At 34.9% G+C, this 21,826-nt stretch carries 24 protein-coding genes; 2 read left to right on the forward strand and 22 right to left on the reverse strand.

Annotated elements, in window-relative coordinates; all coding sequences use genetic code 11:
- Positions 1-15: 15 nt before the first annotated feature.
- The 13 genes from HF964_RS05010 to HF964_RS05070 form a co-directional block, all read right to left on the reverse strand.
- Complete coding sequence (locus HF964_RS05010) at positions 16-969, reverse strand: nitronate monooxygenase (protein WP_168722048.1); 954 nt, start codon at positions 967-969, stop codon at positions 16-18.
- A 16-nt stretch (positions 970-985) separates the two neighbouring features.
- The gene (locus tag HF964_RS05015; protein ID WP_168721967.1) at positions 986-1,231 is read right to left on the reverse strand and encodes an acyl carrier protein; all 246 of its coding nucleotides are present in this window, start codon (positions 1,229-1,231) and stop codon (positions 986-988) included.
- 39 nt (positions 1,232-1,270) lie between these two features.
- Positions 1,271-2,236, reverse strand: coding sequence for a beta-ketoacyl-ACP synthase III (locus HF964_RS05020; RefSeq protein ID WP_168721968.1), 966 nt, complete (start codon positions 2,234-2,236; stop codon positions 1,271-1,273).
- Between the two features lie 28 nt (positions 2,237-2,264).
- The gene (locus HF964_RS05025; RefSeq protein WP_168721969.1) at positions 2,265-2,702 is read right to left on the reverse strand and encodes a MarR family winged helix-turn-helix transcriptional regulator; all 438 of its coding nucleotides are present in this window, start codon (positions 2,700-2,702) and stop codon (positions 2,265-2,267) included.
- A 49-nt stretch (positions 2,703-2,751) separates the two neighbouring features.
- Positions 2,752-3,228 carry a 3-hydroxyacyl-ACP dehydratase FabZ gene (fabZ, locus tag HF964_RS05030; RefSeq protein WP_168721970.1) on the reverse strand — a complete coding sequence of 159 codons (477 nt, stop codon included), beginning with the start codon at positions 3,226-3,228 and terminating at the stop codon, positions 2,752-2,754.
- A gap of 239 nt (positions 3,229-3,467) precedes the next feature.
- Entirely contained in the window at positions 3,468-3,737 is a 270-nt protein-coding gene (rpsN, locus tag HF964_RS05035; protein ID WP_168721971.1) for a 30S ribosomal protein S14, read from the reverse strand.
- An 84-nt stretch (positions 3,738-3,821) separates the two neighbouring features.
- Positions 3,822-4,235: a hypothetical protein gene (locus HF964_RS05040; protein WP_168721972.1), complete on the reverse strand. Its 414-nt coding sequence runs from the start codon at positions 4,233-4,235 to the stop codon at positions 3,822-3,824.
- On the reverse strand, positions 4,235-5,149 hold the full coding sequence (locus HF964_RS05045; RefSeq protein ID WP_168721973.1) for a hypothetical protein: 915 nt from the start codon (positions 5,147-5,149) through the stop codon (positions 4,235-4,237). The genes HF964_RS05040 and HF964_RS05045 overlap by 1 nt, the downstream gene beginning before the upstream one ends.
- Before the next feature lie 125 nt (positions 5,150-5,274).
- Positions 5,275-7,080, reverse strand: a complete 1,806-nt coding sequence (gene pepF, locus HF964_RS05050) for an oligoendopeptidase F (protein WP_168721974.1) — start codon at positions 7,078-7,080, stop codon at positions 5,275-5,277.
- Between the two features lie 65 nt (positions 7,081-7,145).
- A complete protein-coding gene (locus tag HF964_RS05055; RefSeq protein WP_168721975.1) occupies positions 7,146-8,225 on the reverse strand; it encodes a competence protein CoiA in 1,080 nt (359 codons plus the stop codon).
- 70 nt (positions 8,226-8,295) lie between these two features.
- Positions 8,296-9,021, reverse strand: coding sequence for an adaptor protein MecA (locus tag HF964_RS05060; protein ID WP_168721976.1), 726 nt, complete (start codon positions 9,019-9,021; stop codon positions 8,296-8,298).
- A 132-nt stretch (positions 9,022-9,153) separates the two neighbouring features.
- Complete coding sequence (gene spxA / locus HF964_RS05065; protein ID WP_168721977.1) at positions 9,154-9,558, reverse strand: transcriptional regulator SpxA; 405 nt, start codon at positions 9,556-9,558, stop codon at positions 9,154-9,156.
- A 129-nt stretch (positions 9,559-9,687) separates the two neighbouring features.
- Positions 9,688-10,428 carry an MBL fold metallo-hydrolase gene (locus HF964_RS05070; protein WP_168721978.1) on the reverse strand — a complete coding sequence of 247 codons (741 nt, stop codon included), beginning with the start codon at positions 10,426-10,428 and terminating at the stop codon, positions 9,688-9,690.
- Positions 10,429-10,504: 76 nt separating this feature from the next.
- Between HF964_RS05070 and HF964_RS05075 the strand changes: the two genes are divergently transcribed.
- The gene (locus tag HF964_RS05075; protein ID WP_168721979.1) at positions 10,505-11,002 is read left to right on the forward strand and encodes an antibiotic biosynthesis monooxygenase family protein; all 498 of its coding nucleotides are present in this window, start codon (positions 10,505-10,507) and stop codon (positions 11,000-11,002) included.
- A 168-nt stretch (positions 11,003-11,170) separates the two neighbouring features.
- Here the strand turns inward: HF964_RS05075 and HF964_RS05080 are convergent, their stop codons facing one another.
- The 8 genes from HF964_RS05080 to HF964_RS05115 form a co-directional block, all read right to left on the reverse strand.
- Positions 11,171-12,883: a proline--tRNA ligase gene (locus HF964_RS05080; RefSeq protein ID WP_168721980.1), complete on the reverse strand. Its 1,713-nt coding sequence runs from the start codon at positions 12,881-12,883 to the stop codon at positions 11,171-11,173.
- 24 nt (positions 12,884-12,907) lie between these two features.
- A complete protein-coding gene (gene rseP / locus HF964_RS05085) occupies positions 12,908-14,194 on the reverse strand; it encodes an RIP metalloprotease RseP (protein ID WP_168721981.1) in 1,287 nt (428 codons plus the stop codon).
- A gap of 19 nt (positions 14,195-14,213) precedes the next feature.
- Complete coding sequence (locus HF964_RS05090) at positions 14,214-15,011, reverse strand: phosphatidate cytidylyltransferase (RefSeq protein ID WP_168721982.1); 798 nt, start codon at positions 15,009-15,011, stop codon at positions 14,214-14,216.
- 15 nt (positions 15,012-15,026) lie between these two features.
- Positions 15,027-15,803: an isoprenyl transferase gene (locus HF964_RS05095; RefSeq protein WP_338091082.1), complete on the reverse strand. Its 777-nt coding sequence runs from the start codon at positions 15,801-15,803 to the stop codon at positions 15,027-15,029.
- A 91-nt stretch (positions 15,804-15,894) separates the two neighbouring features.
- On the reverse strand, positions 15,895-17,712 hold the full coding sequence (gene pknB / locus HF964_RS05100) for a Stk1 family PASTA domain-containing Ser/Thr kinase (RefSeq protein WP_168721984.1): 1,818 nt from the start codon (positions 17,710-17,712) through the stop codon (positions 15,895-15,897).
- 2 nt (positions 17,713-17,714) lie between these two features.
- Positions 17,715-18,455, reverse strand: coding sequence for a Stp1/IreP family PP2C-type Ser/Thr phosphatase (locus tag HF964_RS05105; protein WP_168721985.1), 741 nt, complete (start codon positions 18,453-18,455; stop codon positions 17,715-17,717).
- A gap of 174 nt (positions 18,456-18,629) precedes the next feature.
- A complete protein-coding gene (locus HF964_RS05110; protein ID WP_168721986.1) occupies positions 18,630-19,118 on the reverse strand; it encodes a hypothetical protein in 489 nt (162 codons plus the stop codon).
- Positions 19,119-19,152: 34 nt separating this feature from the next.
- A complete protein-coding gene (locus HF964_RS05115; RefSeq protein ID WP_168721987.1) occupies positions 19,153-19,554 on the reverse strand; it encodes a DUF948 domain-containing protein in 402 nt (133 codons plus the stop codon).
- Between the two features lie 183 nt (positions 19,555-19,737).
- Here HF964_RS05115 and HF964_RS05120 point away from each other — a divergent pair, with 183 nt between their 5' ends.
- The gene (locus HF964_RS05120) at positions 19,738-20,256 is read left to right on the forward strand and encodes a hypothetical protein (protein WP_168721988.1); all 519 of its coding nucleotides are present in this window, start codon (positions 19,738-19,740) and stop codon (positions 20,254-20,256) included.
- A gap of 177 nt (positions 20,257-20,433) precedes the next feature.
- Here HF964_RS05120 and HF964_RS05125 read toward each other — a convergent pair whose 3' ends face one another.
- Entirely contained in the window at positions 20,434-21,801 is a 1,368-nt protein-coding gene (locus tag HF964_RS05125; protein WP_168721989.1) for an RsmF rRNA methyltransferase first C-terminal domain-containing protein, read from the reverse strand.
- Positions 21,802-21,826: the final 25 nt, after the last annotated feature.

The raw sequence follows: 21,826 nt of genomic DNA on the forward strand, positions 1-21,826 counted from the left end.
TAATAAAACTCCTTTTTACTTGTTGTTAAGTAATTCATTAGCTTGAGACCAAACACGATTTAAAATCTCAGCTGCTGTTGGCTCATCATTAACCATTCCTGATACTTCTCCAGCCATGAATGAACCGTGTTCTGAATCCCCAGTTTGAACCGCTGTTCGTAAAGCACCATTACCTAATTGTTCCAATGCTTCCATATCGGGTTCTTCCTTAGTGGATTCCGCTTTTTCAAATTTAATAAAGTTTTTTGACATCTTATTTTTAAGAACTCGAGCAGCATGACCAACATATGATCCCGTAACTAAAGTATCAACATCTTTAGCTTTAAGGACCGCATCTTTATAATTTCGGTGAATGTTTGATTCTTGTGCTGTTAAGAAACGAGTTCCCATTTGGACACCAATTGCACCTAGCATCTGTGCCGCAGCAAGGCCACGACCATCAGCAATCCCACCAGCGGCGATTACCGGAATATTAACGGCATCAACTACTTGTGGAACTAAGGCCATGGTTGTTAACTTACCAATGTGTCCCCCTGATTCAAGCCCTTCAGCAATCACAGCGTCAACACCAGTTCGTTCCATAATTTTAGCCAAACCTACAGATGGCACAACTGGAATCACTTTGATTCCTGCAGCGTGCAAGCGATCAATGTGCTTGGCTGGGTTTCCGGCACCAGTAGTAACTACTGAAACGCCTTCTTCGATAATTGCATCAAGAACCTCATTGACATGCCGATTAAGTAACATTACGTTAACTCCAAATGGCTTGCTAGTAATTGATTTTGCAATTCGAATTTGCTCACGAGTTTGTTCACCATTAAAGTGACCAGACCCAATAATACCAAGCCCACCAGCTTCGGACACTGCAGCCGCTAAATGACCATCAGCAACCCAGGCCATTCCGCCTTGAAAAATTGGATATTTTAGGCCGAGTTCTTGGTAAAACGGATGTAATTCTTTCACTTTCAGGACCCCTTTTTTGATATTATTCAGCAGCGTTTAAACGTTCGTTAATAACGTTAACTAAATCTTGGACAGTTTGAACGCCATCTTCAACATCTAACTTAATATCAAATTCATCTTCAACTTGGTTCATTAATTCAAAGATGTCCAATGAATCTGATTCGATGTCATTACGTAAGTCAGTTGCAGGCTTAATTTCGCTTGCTTCTAAATCAAATTGGTCTGCCAAGATTTCAGTTACTTTTGCTAAGATTTGTGCTTCAGTCATAATATAAATTCCTCTTTTAATTTAATGTATTTTTTTAGTTTAATAAGTAATAATTGTTGTTCCAAGGCTTAAGCCACCACCAAAACCAGTGAGAACTAATTTATCGCCACGTTTAATGGTTTGATTTTTAATTAATTCATCAGCTAAAATTGGGATTGATGCTGCCGAGGTATTACCGTATTCGGTAATATTTGTTGGAAATTTATCCAAAGGTTGTTTAAGTTTTTTGGCAATTTGTTCGACCATTCGACCATTGGCTTGATGCAATAAGACTTTATCAATATCTTCTAAGGTTAGCCCAGAATTGTTAAGTGCCTTAACAATTGATATAGGTACTTGCCGAGTAGCAAAATTGTATACATCCCGACCAATCATCGCAAAGTATGGTTCTGCTGGTGTAATTTCACCAACAAAGGCATTCTTATTTGCAATCTTACCTGCCCGAATAGCTTGGTTATCAACCCCAAACGTTGCTAAATCAGTTGCATGAATAGCGCTTATTGGTTCCCCTTTAACCAAGAAACCACCAGCACCATCACCAAATAAAACAGCAGATGTACGATCATCCCAATCAATTAGCTTTGATAACACATCTGCACCAATCACTAATCCATATTGCCCTTGTGCAATCATTTTATCCGCTACAGAAAGTGCATATACAAAACCTGCACATGCAGCATTAACGTCTAAAGCAAAAGCATTAGTAGCACCCAAAGCTCCTTGAACTTGGGCCGCTACTCCAGGCGTTAAATAATCTGGTGACATAGTTGCAACTAAAATAAAATCAAGTTTAGTTGCATCTAGGTCGGCTTGAGACAATAATTGCTGTGCAACTTTTAAAGTGACATCACTAGTATTTTCTGTGGTTACCACATGGCGCCTTGAAATACCAGTTCGACTGCTAATCCATTCATCACTAGTATCCATGTAATGCGTTAATTCTTCATTTTCCACAATACGTTCAGGAACATAGTGTGCCGTTTCAAGAATTCGAATTCCTGCCATTTTTATTTTTCTCCACAGAGTTAAACGGTTATTTACGGTTTAGAAATTTTTGGACATTTATTATTCCTTGAATTAGAGCATCTATTTCACGATCACTCATTTCACGTGTTAGAGCTTGAACCATTGCTTGGTGAAAGTGTAAATGTTCTAAAAATAGTTGTTGCCCTTTTTCTGTTAAACCTAGGTGTGTTATCCGTCGGTCAATTTTACTTGGCATCCTTTTTACATATAGTAATGCGACCAATTTGTCGATAATTTTTGTCATCGAGCCTGGTGATAAACACATTGTATGTGCTACTTGGGAAACCGTTTGATTTTCATCAAGCGAGATTGCTTCAATTGTATGCATATCCCGAAGGCTTAAATCTGCAAAGTTTGACTGAGAAAGATTACGCTCCTCAACCCATCTAACGTCGTTAAATATCTTTACTAACTTTGCATTTAAATCAGCTAATTCATTCATCATAAGACTTCAATTCCTCAATTAATGCAAAGAAAATACTCAAGTACTTGTCTTAAGCTGTAGTTGTATTTGGTGCCACAATAAACATTAACTCAGCACTTGTTGCAACTTTACCGTCAACCATTGCCTTTGCAGAAACAATTCCCATATTAGCTCGTTGTTTTACAAATTCAATATGTAACTTTAATACATCCCCTGGTTTAACCATGCGTTTAAATTTAGCATCGTTAACACCACCTAAGTAAGCAGTTTTACCTTTAAAATCAGGTGATGATAAAATAAGGATTGAAGCAGCTTGCGCCAATGATTCAATAATTAGCACTCCAGGCATTACTGGATTACCAGGAAAATGGCCTTGGAAAAACTGTTCGTTAATTGTTACGTTCTTGGTTGCGATAATTGATTTACCAGGTTCCATCTCATCAACATAATCCATGTAAAGAATTGGATAACGGTTTGGAATAAGGTCCATAATTTCTTGTGCATTTAAGACTTGCAAATAATTATCCTCCAAAATTATTTCGAACATGAAAATATTCGATGTTGAAAGAATATTATATATATCGTTTATTGTCAACGGTGTTAACTATTTTTTTTAGACATTTTTGATGAAAGTGTTGATTTAATAATGTTTTGGGCCCAAAAACTTTTTTTATTTTTTACCAAATCAACCTTGCATCCTAATATCTTAAACAAAAAAATCGATAGAAATTTTATTTTCCACCGATCTTTTAATAGCACATGCTCTACTAATATCTTAATACAATTTTACCAAGACGCCTTTTGAATTCCTGGAATTTTACCTTGATGTGCTAATTGTCGAAAATTAAGACGACTCATACCAAATTTACGCATATATGCATGTGGCCGCCCATCAAGCATATCACGATTGTGTATCCGGACAGGTGACGCATTTCGTGGTAATTTTGCCAATCCTTCATAGTCACCTAATGCTTTTAATTTAGCACGTTTAGTAGCGAATTTAGCAACGGTTGCTTCGATTCGTTTTGCTTTTGCAATTTTTGATTTCTTTGCCATTAATACCTACTCCAATGATCGATTTAAAAATTTTTTAAATTATATTGGATAACTTAGTCAACAAGAAAATTATACCACTTAAACTTACAAAAGGTAAGTGAAATATTGACGATTTTTAGTATATGGCTCTAATTCAAATGCTGCATCATCAATAACTTTTTTTTGAATTGGGGTCAACTTTTGCAAAATCATTGTGCGAACAATCTCAGTTTCTGGTACTACACGTACTAATCCAGTTGCTTCGTGCACAATACTCCAAAAATTATTTTTATTAACGGTCAATGCTCGATAAGTAGGAAATTGCTCTAAATAGTCTTTAATATTCGCTTGAATTTCTCCAGGAGCCTTTCCGGTTGCAATTCCATACATTGTCCCCTCAATAGTTAACCATTGAGCATCATGTAAGTCAGTGACAATTTGTAGCCCTTGATCTTGTTGAGCCCATAATGCAAATTTTTTTGCATCGTATAATGGAAATATTTTATCTTCATTAATCATTAAATTTGACCCTCTAAGATTAATAAACCAATATTATTAAGTTCTGCTTTACCTTGATGCACATCAATATGCTTAAATAATTTAGTTTCATTTAACCAGGTTTCAGTGACTTGATCACCAATCATTGGCCCATCTTGAACATTAATAGCCAACTGATAACGTGAATTTAATTTTTGACTATGATTAGTTAAAATACATAAAGTTTCTTGTGTATCCCGCGCTCTAATGTCAACATACCAATTACCATCAACGGCATAGCGCTTAACATTTAAATCAACCGGTACTTCATCACCAGCTACAGAATAAGTTAAATTATCTAAAATTTCGGTTGCTGTCATTTGTTCTTCAACATTAGTTTTAGTATCAGAAGTTTTATCATTATCATGATGTGTATTACCACGACTATCCGATACTCCCAAATCTGGATTTTCACGTAATTGTACATCTCGTTCAAAAATCAGACGCGTGAAACCACTTGTGGGGCGATTTAAAATAAAACTGACATTTACGTCACGTTGTGTCGTCATATAATAACCACTATGTTTAGCAATATAAGCAATAAAATCAGGCGTTAATTGATATGCTTCATTAAGCATCGGGCGTAATTCACCAGGTTGCCCAATTTTTTCCATAAAAAATGGATGTTTGACAATTATATTATTATTGAGAAAAAATTTAAAATATTCACTTTGATTGCTAGCTAAAGCTATAAAATCATCTGCTAATTTTGCTTTTATTGGAACTGTTAGCTCATTAGCCAACATGGGCTCATCATCTTCAATAATCTCAGCTAGATTAATGCACCAATTACCATTTTCATACCGTGTAAAACTCAAATTAAATGGCTCACCACGAAAACGATAATTTGGAGCGGATTCTGCTCCAAATTTTTGTGAAAACTCACTTAAATCCATGTAACATCTCCTCTTTTCAAGTTATTACTTTCTATTATAGCGAAAACCCTTTATAAATGGGGGGCTCAATAAAAAATACGCAAAAAATGGCCGAAATATTTTTCGGCCATTTTTATCTATATATACTAACCTAGCAATGCTTCCAGCTCGTTTAAACGTTCTTCAAATACTTTAAATGCTTGTTCTAAGTATGCTGGTTGTGTCATATCAACCCCAGCCTTCTTCATAACTTCAATTGGAAAGTCTGAGTTACCAGCCTTGAGGTAGTTTTTGTATGCTTCAACTGCTTGTGCATCACCACGTGTAATATTATCAGCTAACGTTGTGGCTGCTGACATACCAGTTGCATATTGGTAAACGTAGTAATTGTAGTAAAAGTGTGGGATTCGTGCCCATTCAAGCGCAATTTGTTCATCAAAAGCTAAATCTGGACCATAGTATCGTTGGTTTAAGTCGCCATAAAAATCACTAAGAATCTCAGCAGTCAATGGTTGTCCTGCCTGATCTTCTTCGTGTAGCCAATGTTCAAATTCCGCAAATTGTGTTTGGCGGAAGACCGTTCCCTTAAAACCATCTAAGTAGTGGTTTAAGATGTAGGCTCGGACTTTAGGATCAGTTTCGCGTTCCAATAAGTATTCCGTCAAAATATTTTCATTAGTCGTTGAAGCAATTTCAGCTAAGAAAATTGAATAATCACCATATTGGTATGGTTGATTTTTACGTGTTAAATATGAGTGAACTGAGTGGCCCATTTCATGTACTAACGTAAATAAGTTATCTAAGTTATCTTGCCAGTTAAGTAAGATATATGGATCAGTATCATACGCCCCACCAGAATAAGCTCCTGAGCGCTTACCTTTGTTTTCAACAACATCAATCCACCGATTATCAAATGCTTCTTGAACTACATCAAGATAGTCATCGCCAAGGGGTTTTAACGCATCTAATGCAGTCGCAACCGCACTTTGGTAATCATAAGTCAACGAAGCTTCACCGGTAATTGGTGTGTATAAATCATACGTGTGCAATTCATCAACTCCTAAGATGCGTTTACGTAATGCCACATATCGATGGAGTAATGGTAAGTGAGCGTTTACTTGATCTATTAAAGTTTCAAAGACACTTTCCGGAATACTGTTGCTAGCTAAGGCTGATTGACGTGCACTATCATAATTATGAACTGCTGCAAGGTAATTATGACCGTGCACGTGTTGTGACAACGTTGATGCAAACGTGTGTTGGAATTGGTCATAGCTTTCATATAGCGTTGTGAAAGCTTGTTTACGAACTTCACGATTCGTTGATTCCAAATGACGTGAGTAAACCCCATTTGAAAGTTGAACATCGTTTCCTTCTTCATCTTGGACAATTCCAAATTTCAAATCAGCATTATCCAAAACGCCAAAGGTATTTTCTGAAGCTGAAAAAATATCACTAGCCCCTGCTAATAATTTTTCTTCGTTCGGTGTTAAGACGTGTCCCCGTGCTTCAGTAATTTTATCAAAGAAGTGTTTATAGGCACTTAGTTTATCGTTACTGCTAATAAATTCATTTAAAGTATTTGGTTCAATAGCCAATACTTCGGGTTCAAAGTAGGCAATAGCCCCACTAGCTTTCGCCCAGAGCATACCAGCTTGGGCATTGTATCCTTGATATTTTGAATTAGCAGTATCTTGGTCTGATTTCATTGACGCGTATACATAAATTTTTTCAACTTTACGCGTAACATCTAAAATTACTTGTGTTGCGGCCAATAATTGATCAGCTGAATCTGCCAAAGTACCAGCATATTCAGCTACTTCAGGAAGTTCAACTTGAACTCCTTTTAATGCTTGTTCCCAAGCCTCATCGTTTGCAAAGATTTTGCTTAAATCCCAAGTTTGGCTTTCTGCAACTTCATCACGGGTTGGTAATTGCTTTACTTCTGACATCATCGTCCTCCAATTTTTCTATCGATACTCTACATATTACCATAAAATGAGAATAATCGTATATTTTAATTTAATTTTAATGAATTAGTTTTAACTTGCCAATTTTGATACCAGGTTGGATGACTATTTAGCATCAATACGCCTTTACTAATACTAATTAGGAATTTATTGGTTACTAATTCGATGATAAATTGATTAACAACATATTTAATAAACCGGGAATCTACATCTAGCCATCTACCAATAGCAATAAAAATTTGTTGCAAGGATGCTGTTGTAATAATACTTTCAATGGTGTATTTTTCCAAAAATAAAATACACTGACACCGCCATAAAATATGTGACATATTCAAAGCAACTGGCATACTCCTTTTAGGATGACATATCCAAGGAATACCACCTAAGTTGTGGTTTTGTTGATAACATTCTTGTTGGATTTTTAGCCATTCGAGATTTTTACGCACTAATAATTGCTGGATTTTAAATCCTTGTTGTTTTAAAAGGTCATCGCTGACTACAATATCTTGCCAAATTAATTTGTTTTTAGATACGTTTACTACTTCTAATAATCTTTGTAAGTCAAGTTCACGAGTGGCTGATTTGATACTTTGAAAATCGATTACATTAAAATTATATCTAATTGTTATTTTTTGTGTCTTGGTATTATAAAAATTTAGCAAAGGCATATTAAATTTTGTAAGTAATTTTTTGGTTATTTTATTTTGTGCATATTTAGGGCCTAGTAACCAGATAACTTTATAACCGAGTGTTTGGTATGCTTGAGTACGTTTCTTAACTTGCTCAATACTAATTGGACTACATTGGTATTCAAGTATTAACTTTTGCTGCTTATATTTAAGTACTATATCTGCTCTTTGTTTAATTGATGGAAATGTTACTTCCACTTGGGCCTGGCCAATTATTTTACTAATTTGATATAGTTGTAGTTTACCTAATAAATGCTCATACGATTCTGCCTCGTTCTCAAAAACACATTGTTTATTAATATGTGCAAAATGAGCTATATTAACTGATCCGTGTCTTAAACGAACTGCATCGCCACATCCGGTACATCGAAAAGCTTGCTTATTATCCACATATTCGTCTGCTCTAATTAACTTCTTACCAACAAGTGCATATAACATTACTAGTTCTTCCTCTTTTTATGAAATATCTTACGTAAAATAATAAAAAGCGGACAAAAAAAGCGTATTGCTACGCTTTAAAATAATAACGAAGTAATTCAATGGCAACTTCGTCCATAATATGTTCACCTTGCTCAATTAACATTGGTTTAGTAATATTTCGAGCAACATCAGCATAATCAAGTACATATGACATAGTTTTAGCCACCTTTGCTGAGATAGCATTTTCGTATTCAAAATCCAAAGTCAAATAATACCGATCATTGTATTTAAAAAGATCACTAACAGCATTATCAAAAACAAAATTTTGTGCCAATAAAACTAAATCATTGAAATCGTCAAATACAAATACCGGTGAATAAATTCCTTTTTCAACACTGCGATTAACTTCTTTTTCATTTGCCGCAGCAATATGACTTAATTCAGCAAATAAATTATCTTCAAGATTATCATCAATGTTTAATGCACTCTCTAATTCAAATACATCGTCATCACCTGAGAAAAATTTCTTTTGCGCTTCCAAATTTCGTGAAACTACAAAAGATTGTAAACCATTTTCATCATCTGTGTTACTTAAGAAAATTTGCATTTGATTTTTTTCTTCAAATTGAATTGCAACTTGCTTAATATCAAATTGTTGGTTTTCTTCATCGAGATCTTTAAAGATTGCTTCAAAAATCGTCTCCATTTCGACTTCACCACGTACAATTTCAACAACACTTATACCATATTTTATTAAATCATCTCCTGCAAGAGTGATTTGTAAAACATGTTCACTTAGGCGGGAACATTTCATTTTATCACAACCTTTCGCCTGGACTATCACTATATTATATTAAATATATTGTTAAGTATAAAGTAAAAAAGTTACAGTATCCGGTTGCTACGACCAAACACTGTAACTTATTTATTCTATATTATTAGTTAATTAAGCCATTCGATCTAATAATTGTGCCTTAAATAATTCTTCTTTTCGCACATGTCTAGGTAAGAACAACCTAATTTCGTCTTCATTGTACCCTACTTGTAATCGGCGATTATCTAGCATAATTGGTCGTTTTAAGATTGCGGGATTTGCTTGAATTAAATCTACCAGCGCACTTAGTGTCAAATCATCGATGTTAATTTTAAGGTCGGTAAAGACCTTTGAACGTGTCGAGATAATCTCTTCAGTTCCTTCCTCTGTCAATCGAAGAATCCCTTTAATTTCTTCTTTTGATAAAGGTTGCTTGAAGATATTACGTTCTACAAAATCGATATCGTGATCAACTAGCCAACTACGCGCTTTACGACAAGATGTACAACTTGATGAACTATATAATGTTACTACCATAAGATTACCCCCCATTTTGTTTAATCTCGATGTAACTATTAATAACTTACGTATATTATAAGCTCATATCTAATGAATTGTAAACCTTATTATTAATATTTTTTTAAATATTTATACTACTTTCATGAATTAAAGTTCATAAATAGCTCCTTCATCAGCAACATCAAGTTTAATATTAGGCATTAGTTTACTTGCTACTTCATATTTGAGCTTATCTAAGTCACCAAATGGTGGAATATGGGTTAAAATAACTTGTTTAACATGCGTGTTATTGGCAAGGTCAGTTGTTTCTGTAGTTGTTAAATGCCAACGGGGACCCTTTTGATTTGCAAAAAAATTAGTGTCTGTTAAAACCGTATGTGCACCATCAATAAATTCGTTTAAGCCACTAACAATAGTTGTATCAGCCGTATACACTAACTCATTTTGATTGCCAGTTTCCTTAATCCTAACCGCATACGTTTCCACGGGATGTTTTGTTTTAAAAAAACTTAATGTAAAAGGTCCAATTTCCATTGGTTTTGAAAAGTTAAGTGCCTGTTTTCTTGTCGAATAAGGCCAATCTAATTTATTAAAATTTTCGATGTCGTGATTACTTGCATAAATTGGTAGCCATGGAACCTTTTTGTCACCCGGAGCTAACTGCCAAAAATGTTGCAATACACCGACATCAGCAATATGATCTGCATGAAAATGCGTTAATACAACTGCATCAAGTTGCAACGGAGATATGACTTTCTGTAAAGCAAGTAAAGCACCACTCCCGCAATCAATTAACAGATTAAAATTGTGACTTGATAATAAAAAGCAGCTTGTTGCTTTCCCATTTGCTGGATATCCACCTAAACAACCAATAATTGTTAACTTCATTATTAACCTCTTTCTTCGCTTTTTATAAATTTTATACTATACTTAAGTTAAAGATAACCCAAAGGGAGGATTAAACATGCTTAAACAAGTCTTTGTTACCTATGGTTCAAAAGATATCTTAAATGATATTAAAACTAATTTTCCAAATCATAAATTTGTAACACTCGCTCCAAATGGTACTGACACCTCTAACCTACAACTCATCGATATTACTGGCGATATAAATGTCTTTAAATCTGGTGTAGGTTATGATGTTAAGAATTTCTTTGGTAGTATTAATTGGCATGGATTCTTTAATTATAACTATATCACGGTTTATCCAGAATACTTAAATCTTTTTGAGCGGCGTATTAATAGTTGGTTTTCAGCACCAAAATCATCAGATTTGAATGCTATTTACTTATTAAAGCGTTCTCAAAGCGATAATAATAATTATGTCATATTAACTGTTTGGAACAATCCACAGTCTTATCAACGTTGGAAAGCATCAAAAGATTATTTCTTTTCACCATATGCTAATATTACAACCCATAATTTTCATGAAAGTAACTATGAATTTCGTAGTATTAGTTAATAACCTTTCTAAGAAAAGCTACAACAAAAATCAAAAAGTATTTAATAGTACACTAAATAAACCCTTGAAGAATTTCCTCAAGGGTTTATTTTCGTGTTTCAAATATATTGGACTTCTAAAATGCGTTATTGTAGTAAACTACTACGATAACTTAACATTACAGTCTTTTTATTTTGCAGATGATTTCAATAAGATTTCAATTGTTTGTTGAATTTCTTCAACACGAACCTCAATTGTTTCACCTGTCTTTCGTAATTTTACTTCGACAATATTTTCGTTAGCTTTTTTACCTACAGTTACTCGGATTGGTAAACCAATCAAATCAGAATCTGCAAACTTAACTCCTGGACGTTCCTTACGATCATCTACCAAGACTTCAAATCCTGCTCCAACTAATGTATTTTCAACCGTTTCAGCTACTCGTTGTTGATCTTCATCATTCAAGTTAATTGGCACGATATGGATATCATATGGTGCAATTGCAGCTGGCCATACGAGACCATTTTCATCTGCTTGTTGCTCTGCAATCGCTGAAAGTAGCCGTGAAACACCAATACCATAACAGCCCATAATGATGTCTTTTTGACGACCATTTTCATCAAGAACTTGCGCACCCAGAGCTTTTGAATAACGCGTTCCTAACTTGAAAATATGACCAATTTCAATTCCCTTGGTAAATACCAAATGCCCTTTACCTGATGGATCAAGATTGCCTTCTTTAGCAATTCGAATATCTAATACATCATTTGGTTGATAGTCGTGGCCAATATTAACATTGGTAAAGTGGAAACCATCTTTATTAGCACCGGTAACTCCATTAACAATATCTTGTACAAATTCATCAGCAATAATTTGAATATCATCACTAATACCAACTGGACCTAATGAACCGAATTTAGCTCCCAAATACTTTTGTGTATCTTCCTCAGTAGCTAATTCTAATGTATCAACATTCAAGAAGTTTTTTAATTTAACGTCATTCACTTCATAATCACCACGAACCAATGCAACCACTGGATTTCCATCAGCAATGAAGACTACGGTTTTAATAATTTGAGTTGGTGCAACATTAAGAAAGGCTGCAACTTCTTCGATTGTGTGAATGCTAGGTGTTGCAACTTCCTCTTTAGAATTTTGAACATCCAATGCTTTATTACTATGATAGTAATCTTTTGCCATTTCAAGGTTAGCTGCATAATCATTTTCATCTGAATAAGCGATAATGTCTTCTCCGGCTGCAGCAACTGCGGAAAATTCTTTAGAATCTTTACCACCCATAGCACCACCATCACCAACAATGACACGGTAATCTAAACCAACACGATCAAAAATATTAATATATGCGCTTTCCATAGCACGGTAAGTTTTATCAAGACCTAATTCGTCACTAGCAAATGAATACGCATCTTTCATAATAAACTCACGTCCACGTAACAAACCTGAACGTGGTCGGCTTTCATCGCGATATTTAGGTTGAATTTGGTAAAGTGATAATGGTAAACGTTTGTATGACTTAATATCATCACGAATCAATTGTGTTAAAGTTTCTTCATGAGTTGGGCCAAGAATAAAATCACGATCATGACGATCTTTTAAACGGAATAAATTGGCACCATATGTTTCATAACGACCAGATTCACGCCATAAATCTGCTGGCAATACGACTGGCGTCATCATTTCAACGGCATCAATTGCCTCCATTTCTTGGCGAATGATTGTATTAATTTTATTAATTACACGTTGTGCTAGTGGTAAATATGCATACATACCAGCCGTAACTTGACGAATATATCCTCCACGGATCATCATTTGATGCGAAATAACTTCCGCATCAGCAGGTGTTTCTTTTACAGTTGGAATAAAAACTTTGGATTGTTTCATATAAACAATACCCCTTAACTTAATTTATTTAATAAAATAACGAATTACATCGTTAAATGTAACAGCAAACATTAATAGCATAAGGAAGATAAATCCAGCAATTTGAACCATATTTTCCTTATCTTCAGAAAGTGGCTTACGGCGAATTGCTTCAACAAAATTTAACAATAATTTACCACCATCTAATGCTGGAATCGGCAATAGGTTTACAATTCCTATATTAATACTTAGAAATGCCAATAAGAGTAATACTGATATAAAGCCTGCTTTTGCTGCTTGTTCAGTATTAGCAAATATCGCAACTGGTCCACCCAGTTTATTTAGACTAAACCCACCATGGAATAAATTGGCCAAGGCATGTAAAACATTTGCAGCCGTTGTATATGCACCACTAAAGCCATACAACAATCGGTCACTGATATTGCGTTTAACTACTTGTTGAACTCCAATTTGGCCAAATTTTTGACCATTACTTTTAATAGTTGCCGGTGTTAATGTAATCTGCTTTGTCATCGAGCCTTGCTTAACTACTAACTTTGTTTCTTTTCCAGGCCGACTTTGTAACATTGTTTGTAATTCTGTCCAGTTTTTAACGGGTTGATCAGCAACTTTTTGAATTGCATCACCTTCTTTTAAACCTGCCTTTTGAGCAACAGAATTATCGACAATGTGACCTAGAGTCGTTGAATTGCTAGGTACAAATCCTTGCAACAGACCAATAATGGCAAAAACGACAATAGCCAATATGAAATTATTAAGTGATCCAGCAAAATTGATTAAAGCTCGTTGCCATAATTTTGCTGATTGAAATTGAACATCTTTAGGTGCTATTTGAACCTCTGTACCATCAGCTTCAATTATTGTTGCATCATGATTTACATTGAACGTCTTAATTTCAGTTTCATCACCATTTTCATAGCCTTTAATCCATAAGCCATCAACTAGATCTACTTCACTTATTTGCACCGGAATACCTTGAAATAGAGTTTGTTTTTTTTGACTAGCATTTAATCGTATAACTTCATTAGCAGCATTAGTTTGAATGGTTACCATTGTCCCTGGCTGAAGCTCATCACTTTCATCCTCTTGTGCGCCAGCCATACGTACATACCCACCAACTGGAAGGATTCTAATAGTGTAACTTGTTGTACCACGTCGAAAAGCAACTAACTTAGGCCCCATACCAATTGAAAATTCACGTACTAATACACCTGACTTCTTCGCAAAGAAAAAGTGACCTAATTCATGAACAAAAACTAAAATCCCAAAAACAAAGATAAACGTAATAATTGTTAATAGTGTATTATGCAAATTTTTTCCCTCTTTCGGTTTAGTAAATTACCCCTAAAAGATAAAGCACTGGAAGTACAATTAGAAGACTATCAAAGCGATCTAAGATACCACCATGACCTGGCAAAATCTTACCAGAGTCTTTAACATTATAGAAGCGTTTTAAGGCTGATTCAATTAAATCACCAAATTGTCCAGCTATAGAAGCTAGAGCAGCGATAATAATCATTACTGACCAGTCATATGCTTGTGGGAAAAATTTTAAGTAGATAGCTGATATAATGATTGACACAACTGTACCACCAATTGAACCTTCCCAAGTTTTATTTGGGCTAATACGTGGTGCTAATTTATGCTTACCAATTTTACGTCCTACAAGATAAGCACCTGAATCAGTAATCCAAACAATTAACAACGCAAAGAATAACGTTGTTAATCCACCAGGCATATTTCGTGCCATAATAAAGAAATGGAACCCAAATCCAATATAAAGCACCGCTAAAATAATTACAGCAGCATCATCAAACGTAAAATGATTCTTACTTACAACTGTATGTGCTAACATCAACAAAAAGAAAATGTATAACAAAGTTTGTTGCTGTAGTAACAATGGTAATTTATTTGACCAGTAGTCACTGGGTAAAACTGCCACTATAACTGCTAAATTACTAATAATTGCTTCAAATGAAATTAGTAATTTTTTGCGCATTACTAAAACTTCATTTACAGCAATAACCCCTAGTACAGCAACCAAAATTTCTAATGGAATACCCCCTACAAATAGCAAAGGTACAAAGACTAATAACGCGACAATCGCTGTTATTACACGAGTTTTCATATAATTCTCCTAAATTTACTTCTTCAAACCACCAAAACGCCGATTACGTTGTTGATATTCGACTAAGGCCTGTTTAAAAATTATTTCATTCATATCCGGCCAATGCGTTTCTAAAAAAACAAATTCACTATACGCAACTTGCCATAGCAAAAAATTACTAATTCGAATTTCACCACTTGTCCGAATTACAACATCTGGGTCTTGATATTGGTCAAGTTTTGCTGTCATCATTGAGCTGCTAAGTAAATCCGTTGTAATTTCTGCAACTTGTAAAGTTCCCTCTTGGACCTTACTTGCAATTTCTTGAACAACAGTTGTAATCTCTGCACGGCCACCATAATTTAACGCAAAGTTTAAAATCATACCTGTGTTATCTTTAGTTTGCTCCATTGCATTTTCAACAGCTGCTCGTGTTGCTGTCGGTAATTGATCAATATAACCAATTACTTCAACCCTTACGTTGTTTTCAATCAGCTCTGGGACAAATGTATCAAAAAATTTAATTGGTAAGCCCATTAAGTAGCTAACTTCTGTTTCGGGTCTTTTCCAATTTTCCGTTGAAAAAGCGTACAAAGTTAATACTTTAACTCCTAAATCACTAGCAATTTTAGTAACTTTTTTAACAGTGTTCATCCCCTCTTTATGTCCCGCTATCCTAGGTAAATGTCGCTGTTGTGCCCATCGACCGTTACCATCCATAATAATGGCAACATGCTTAGGAATATGTTCCAAATCCAATTCTAATTCATTATTTTCATCTATTTCGTTATTTTTTTTCCAAAATGAAACCACGTCACACCTCCATGTGCTACTAAACTTAAATTTTACCATAAAATGATATAATTTCGCACATCCGCTCAAAGGTTTAGTTCTTTACTACGGACTATTTAACTGAACTACTGTTACCGCTTACTGAACTTTGGCTACTAGTTGACATTGCTTTAGAACTACTTGAAGCTGTGGTAGTTTCTTGACTTTGAGAGTCCTCTGAAGTACTTGATTCTTGTTTCTGCTTATTACTACCACTTGAAACCGTGACTTGCATTGTTTCTCCCACCGTAGCTGTTTGACCAGCTGGAATTGTCTGTGAAATTATTTTACCAGCCGGCACATTTTCAGAACTATTAGTATTAGGTTGCAATATTTTAATGCTGTTTTGATTAGCCCAATTATAAAAAACAGTTACATCTTGATTAGTGAAATCAGGCACAGTTACCGTCTGTGGTCCTGAACTAACTACAAAGGTTACGGTGGTATTCTCAGGATCAACTTTACTATCAGCATTCACGCTTTGGCTGATGATTTCACCAGCTGGTACATCATTGGAAGATTGTGATTTTTGCTGAATATCATACCCCTTTAATATTAATATTTTAGAAACATCATCAAACATTTCACCGGTATAATCGCCGAAACGCTGTAATTTTTTGCCACTTGAAACCACCAGATTAATTGTTGTCCCACGACTAACAACCCTCTTAGAATTTGGGTTGGATTTAATAACATTACCATTAGCAATACTGGCTGAAGAAGATTTTGTAATTGTACCAACCTTTAATCCTTCTTGTTGGATTAATGCAACTGCATTGCTTTGACTCTTGTTTACCAAATTAGGTACCACAACATTATCATGGCGTAGCATTACAAAAGCACCACCAATACTACCCAAAATTACTATAATTAATGTTATCCAAAGCCATCTTTTACGATGCTTTTTAGGACCTTTATGTTGCTCATCATTTTCTAAGTCAGCACCTACATTTTCCATAATGTCTTTAGCTTTTACATTTTGTCGTGCCGCTTGAATCTTATCAATAGGAATAATTCGTGTTTCATCATTATCAATTTTTGAAGGAACAAATCGTGGCTCCATAATTCTGGCGGCATCTAATGATGTTCTTAAATCGATTAACATGGCATCAACTGATGAATAACGTTCAACTGGATCTTTAGCTGTTGCTTTTAAAACAATGTTTTCAAGTGCTTGTGGTATAGTTTCATCAAAATCACGCACGTTTGGAATTTGCGTTTGTGAATGTTGCAGAGCAATTGCAACCGCATTTTCACCTACAAATGGTACTTTTCCAACTAGCATTTCATATAAAATAATTCCCAGTGAATATACATCAGATTTATCAGTCGCCATTCCACCACGTGTTTGTTCGGGTGATAGGTAGTGCACTGAACCGAAAATAGTATTAGTTTGCGTCATCGCTAATTCTGAATTAGTCATTGCAATACCAAAATCTGAAATTTTAGCATTACCTTGTTTATCAATTAAAATATTTTGCGGCTTTAAATCACGATGAATTATCCCTGCCTTGTGTGCTGCACTAACAGCAGACAAAACTTGTTTTAGGATATGAACTACTTGCTGTAACGGAATAGGAAAATAACGTTTAATATAAGTTTTCAAGTCCATCCCATCAATATATTCCATCACTAAATATTGAATTCCATCCTCTTCATCAAAATCATATATTTCAACAATATTTGGATGCGTTAATTCTGTAGCAGCTAATGCTTCACGCCGAAACCGATTACTTGTTTTTTCATCATTGGTTAAATCTAAACGTAAAGTTTTGATTGACACATCACGATCTAAAATCAAATCATGTGCCAAATAAACATTTGCCATTCCACCTTCACCAAGAGTTCGCATAATTCGGTAGCGATCACCAATTAATTGATTTGGCATCATAATCACATTACCTCTTCTTCACGTTCAATTAATAGAACGGTTATATTATCACTTCCACCAGCATTATTAGCACGTTCAATTAAAATATCTACGCGCTCTTCTAATGAAACTTTTTCTTGTAAAATACTAGCAATTTCTTGATCGCTAACAAATTTAGTCAAACCATCAGTACTTAATAACACAATATCACCAACTTTTGTATGATATTTAATTACATCTAGCATTGCATCATCATCGACACCTAACCAACGCGTAATCACATTGCGATTAGGGTGTAATTTTGCATCTTCTTCCGAAATTTGTCCGGTTAGTAGTAACTCATTAACTAAAGAATGATCAACAGTCAATTGTTTAAATTCACCATTATGCAGGATATAGCCACGTGAATCACCAATATTTGCAAAAATTAATTCATCATCAAAAATCATTACTGCGACCAATGTTGTCGCCATTCCTTTTAAATCCCGGAAGCGTTCAGATGCTTCTAAAATAGCCGAATTTTCGGCTTTAACTTGGTTAATTAACCATTCACGAGCCGATAATGGGGTCTCAATTTGGGATAATTCCCACTGATTACCTAAATGTAATACTGCCATCGCTGAGGCAACGTCACCGGCAGCTTGGCCACCCACACCATCAGCTACAACTGCAAATTTATAACCTAATTTGTTGATAAAAGTCCCCACAAAATCTTGGTTCGTTTTACGTAATTTTCCTATATCAGATTTATAAGCAATTTTCATTTTCTCTTATGCTCCCAAATTAGTCTACAGCATTAATTATAGCTAAAGTTTATTATCCTTTAAACGAATATCTTTGTTACAATAGCCGAGTTATGCTTAACAATTATATCAAATTAACATTAAAAAATGGTTGATTGCGTTAACAATCAACCATTTAATAGGAAATATCAATAATTATTTTTCAGAATCAGACTGTCTAGGCTTTAAAACTTCAACTTTAACATCTTTAAATACTGCTTTAACATCACTAGTCGTTGGTAAAGTTGGCTTTTTAGCTACATCTTCAGCTGATAATTCTAGATCAATATCATCATTTTCAAGTGTAGGCTCAATTGCTTCTCTGCCACTTATCTTTTCTTTAACGTCACTTACAACATCATGTGCTTTTTCTTTAGCCTTACCTGCTAATTCTTGTGACTTTGTTACCATATCACTATAATGCCCATCTTCTTGTTTACGTTTTTCTAATTGTTCACGCATGTCTTCAACAAAATCTGTAGCATAGTAAGCGTAGTCAATTGCATTATCTCGTAAATCATCAATCTTTGCACGTGCATCTTTAATTAACTTCTCTTGTTTTTGTGGGGTGAGTGCCTTAAAAGCAGCAAATGCCGCTGCTCCACTAATTGCTAAACCGGTTAAAAGTCCTAATTTTTTTCCCATGCTGATTTCCTCCAATTACAAAATTTAATAAATTTTATTTGGTATTTTTACTTTTACGGTGATTACGATAACTTTGGAATGCTGATTTTGAAACTCGAGATGCTAATGCTAGACCAGTAAAACCTTTAGTACTAGTACTAACTCCTGACACTCTTGTTGTTAAATTACGTGTTGCATCATTCAAGCTAGAAACTGATTCACCTAAGTCACCAACTGCCTTAAATGCTGGATCAATTGTCTTAACTTTACCATTTACGTCAGTTAATAATTCATTGGCATTGGCTAAAATTTCTTCGACTTCATGCGATATTTGGTCGACATTAACAGTAACAACGCTGATACTTTTAGTTAGACGCAGTAAAAAGACACCAATAAATGCTACTAAAATTAAAAATGCGATTGCCGCAATTAAACCAGCAATTTGCCCACCTGTCATATTGTTTCCTCCAAACTATTGTTATTATTAGAAGTTTAACATTGAATTTGTGATGTTTCAATTAATTACACCAATTATCAGAAAATACCAATTTGATAGTATGTTTACTGATATTATAGTTGACCTATAATTTAGTTTGTCTATAATTATTACTGATTAAATAAAATAGAATAGGTTAATAATATGCTCGTTATTCATAGTTCAAAACTTTTAAGTACTCACTTAAAAGTACCCAAAGATTTACAATTACCAACTGACATCTCTAATGTCATCAACTGGCATGCAGATTTTTTTACGCTTAATGGTAGTTTTTACTACATTTTAGTCAATGATGCAAATCCAGATGAAACAATCGCACTTTTTAATCGTACTCCGTTGCACTATAGTCAATTAGCTCAAAGTGCTGCTGAACGGATTGCTCGCTTCTATGCACAAACACAACATAAGATAGCATTTGATAATTTTCAAGCTAATTCAAAAGAAATTATCATTATTCCAGATACCAATAAACAAAACTTTACGTTAGTTGATGAAAAGCTCAAAGCGCTTAAAAAGCAGCTAAAGGCCCAAGCAAAAGTTGCACCAACGCCAATGCAGCCAACGTCTCAAGGTAGCGTTACGCCAACGGTTGATAAGCATGCCCGTAAATTTTATGGTGGTTTAATGACCCACGCAGTGCACAAAAACACTAAAGGTCGTTAGAATTTAAGTGGAGTGTGATACAACTCTTTTCCAGTAGTAATTTGCTGCTAAGCCATGCCTCAAAAGGCAGACATTAGCATATAACTAAAAAATCCCGACGAATTAAAAAATTCGATCGGGTTTTTTAGTTTCATACTGTATCTAAACACCTTTGGCCAGACACCCTTTTTATTTCACCTACGCTTGCTCACGATAAATAAAACGTAAACCTTTGGGATAGTAATTTTTCAACGTTTGACCAACAACTTTAGCAAAGCCAAATCCATTACCATTGATGACAACTTGATACCAGCCATTACCGTTTGTAGGGGCACTTGGTAACATTACGGTATCCCCATGAACATATTTAACCCAGTCATCTTTTGTAATTATCACATGTTGTTTAACTTCATGTGGTTGCAACGTAAGACCCAAAGCTAAACTTGGTTCAAATCGATTTTTCTTAAATGTACCAAGGTGTAACCCTGGCCGGACAACACTTAACTTTTTAACGGTCAACATTCCAGTTGGTAAACAATATAATTGATCACCAAAGGTTAACAACGTTCCCTCAAGAGAAATTGCTAAGTTATCATTTGCAAATGCTTGCCATTGCTTAAGTTGATCAGCTGTTAAATTTGATCTTTCAAGTGTTTGCTTAACTGGCTCAACATCTTGGGCCATCCATTTCAATTTTGCAACGAAATGGCCTTCACCATTGAAATGGTTTGGGAAAATACGGGCTGTTTTTGCTAATTCGGGATTACCATTAGCCCATTCTGGCCGACCATCATCAATTCCACTTGGCTTATTAATTGGCAAAATTGAAAATTCAGGGTATGTATCTAGTAACCAAGCAATCATTTGCTCATTTTCTTCTGGTGCAAAAGTACATGTTGAGTAAATTAATTCTGCTTCGGGTTTTAACATTTTTACCGCATCCGCTAAGATTTCACGTTGTAAACTAGCACATTTAGCTGGATAATCGGCATCCCAATATTGCATTGCATCAGGATCTTTTCGAAACATACCTTCACCTGAACATGGTGCATCAACTATAATTTTATCAAAAAATTGCGGTAACTGTTTACTCAATCGTTCCGGAGATTCATTGGTTACTACTGTATTTTTCACCCCAAATCGTTCAATATTTTCAGCTAGTATTTGAGACCGTTTTTTTATAATTTCATTTGCAACTAGTAATCCTGATTGTTGTAAATAACTTGCTAAATGTGTTGCTTTACCACCTGGGGCAGCAGATAAATCTAATACAAACTCCCCAATGCTTGGGTGAGCAACTTCACCAACAAACATTGCACTGGGTTCTTGCGAATACACTAACCCTGTTGTATGGTCAATCGAATGACCATACACCTTTCCAAGATGTCCAAATGGACTATAATCCAATCGACCGTCATCGGGTGTATCAGAAATAGCTTGATTTTCTTTAAGAGGATTAATTCGGTATGCTTTCTTAACAGGTGCATCAAATGCTGCAAAGAAACTTGGAGCTTCTTCTTTTAAGAGTGCTGTATATTTTTCAATAAAAGCAACTGGTAATTCCATATTTACTCTCCTAGTTAATATTTAT

It is taken from the genome of Periweissella fabalis, from assembly GCF_012396505.1.
GTDB classification, from domain to species: domain Bacteria; phylum Bacillota; class Bacilli; order Lactobacillales; family Lactobacillaceae; genus Periweissella; species Periweissella fabalis.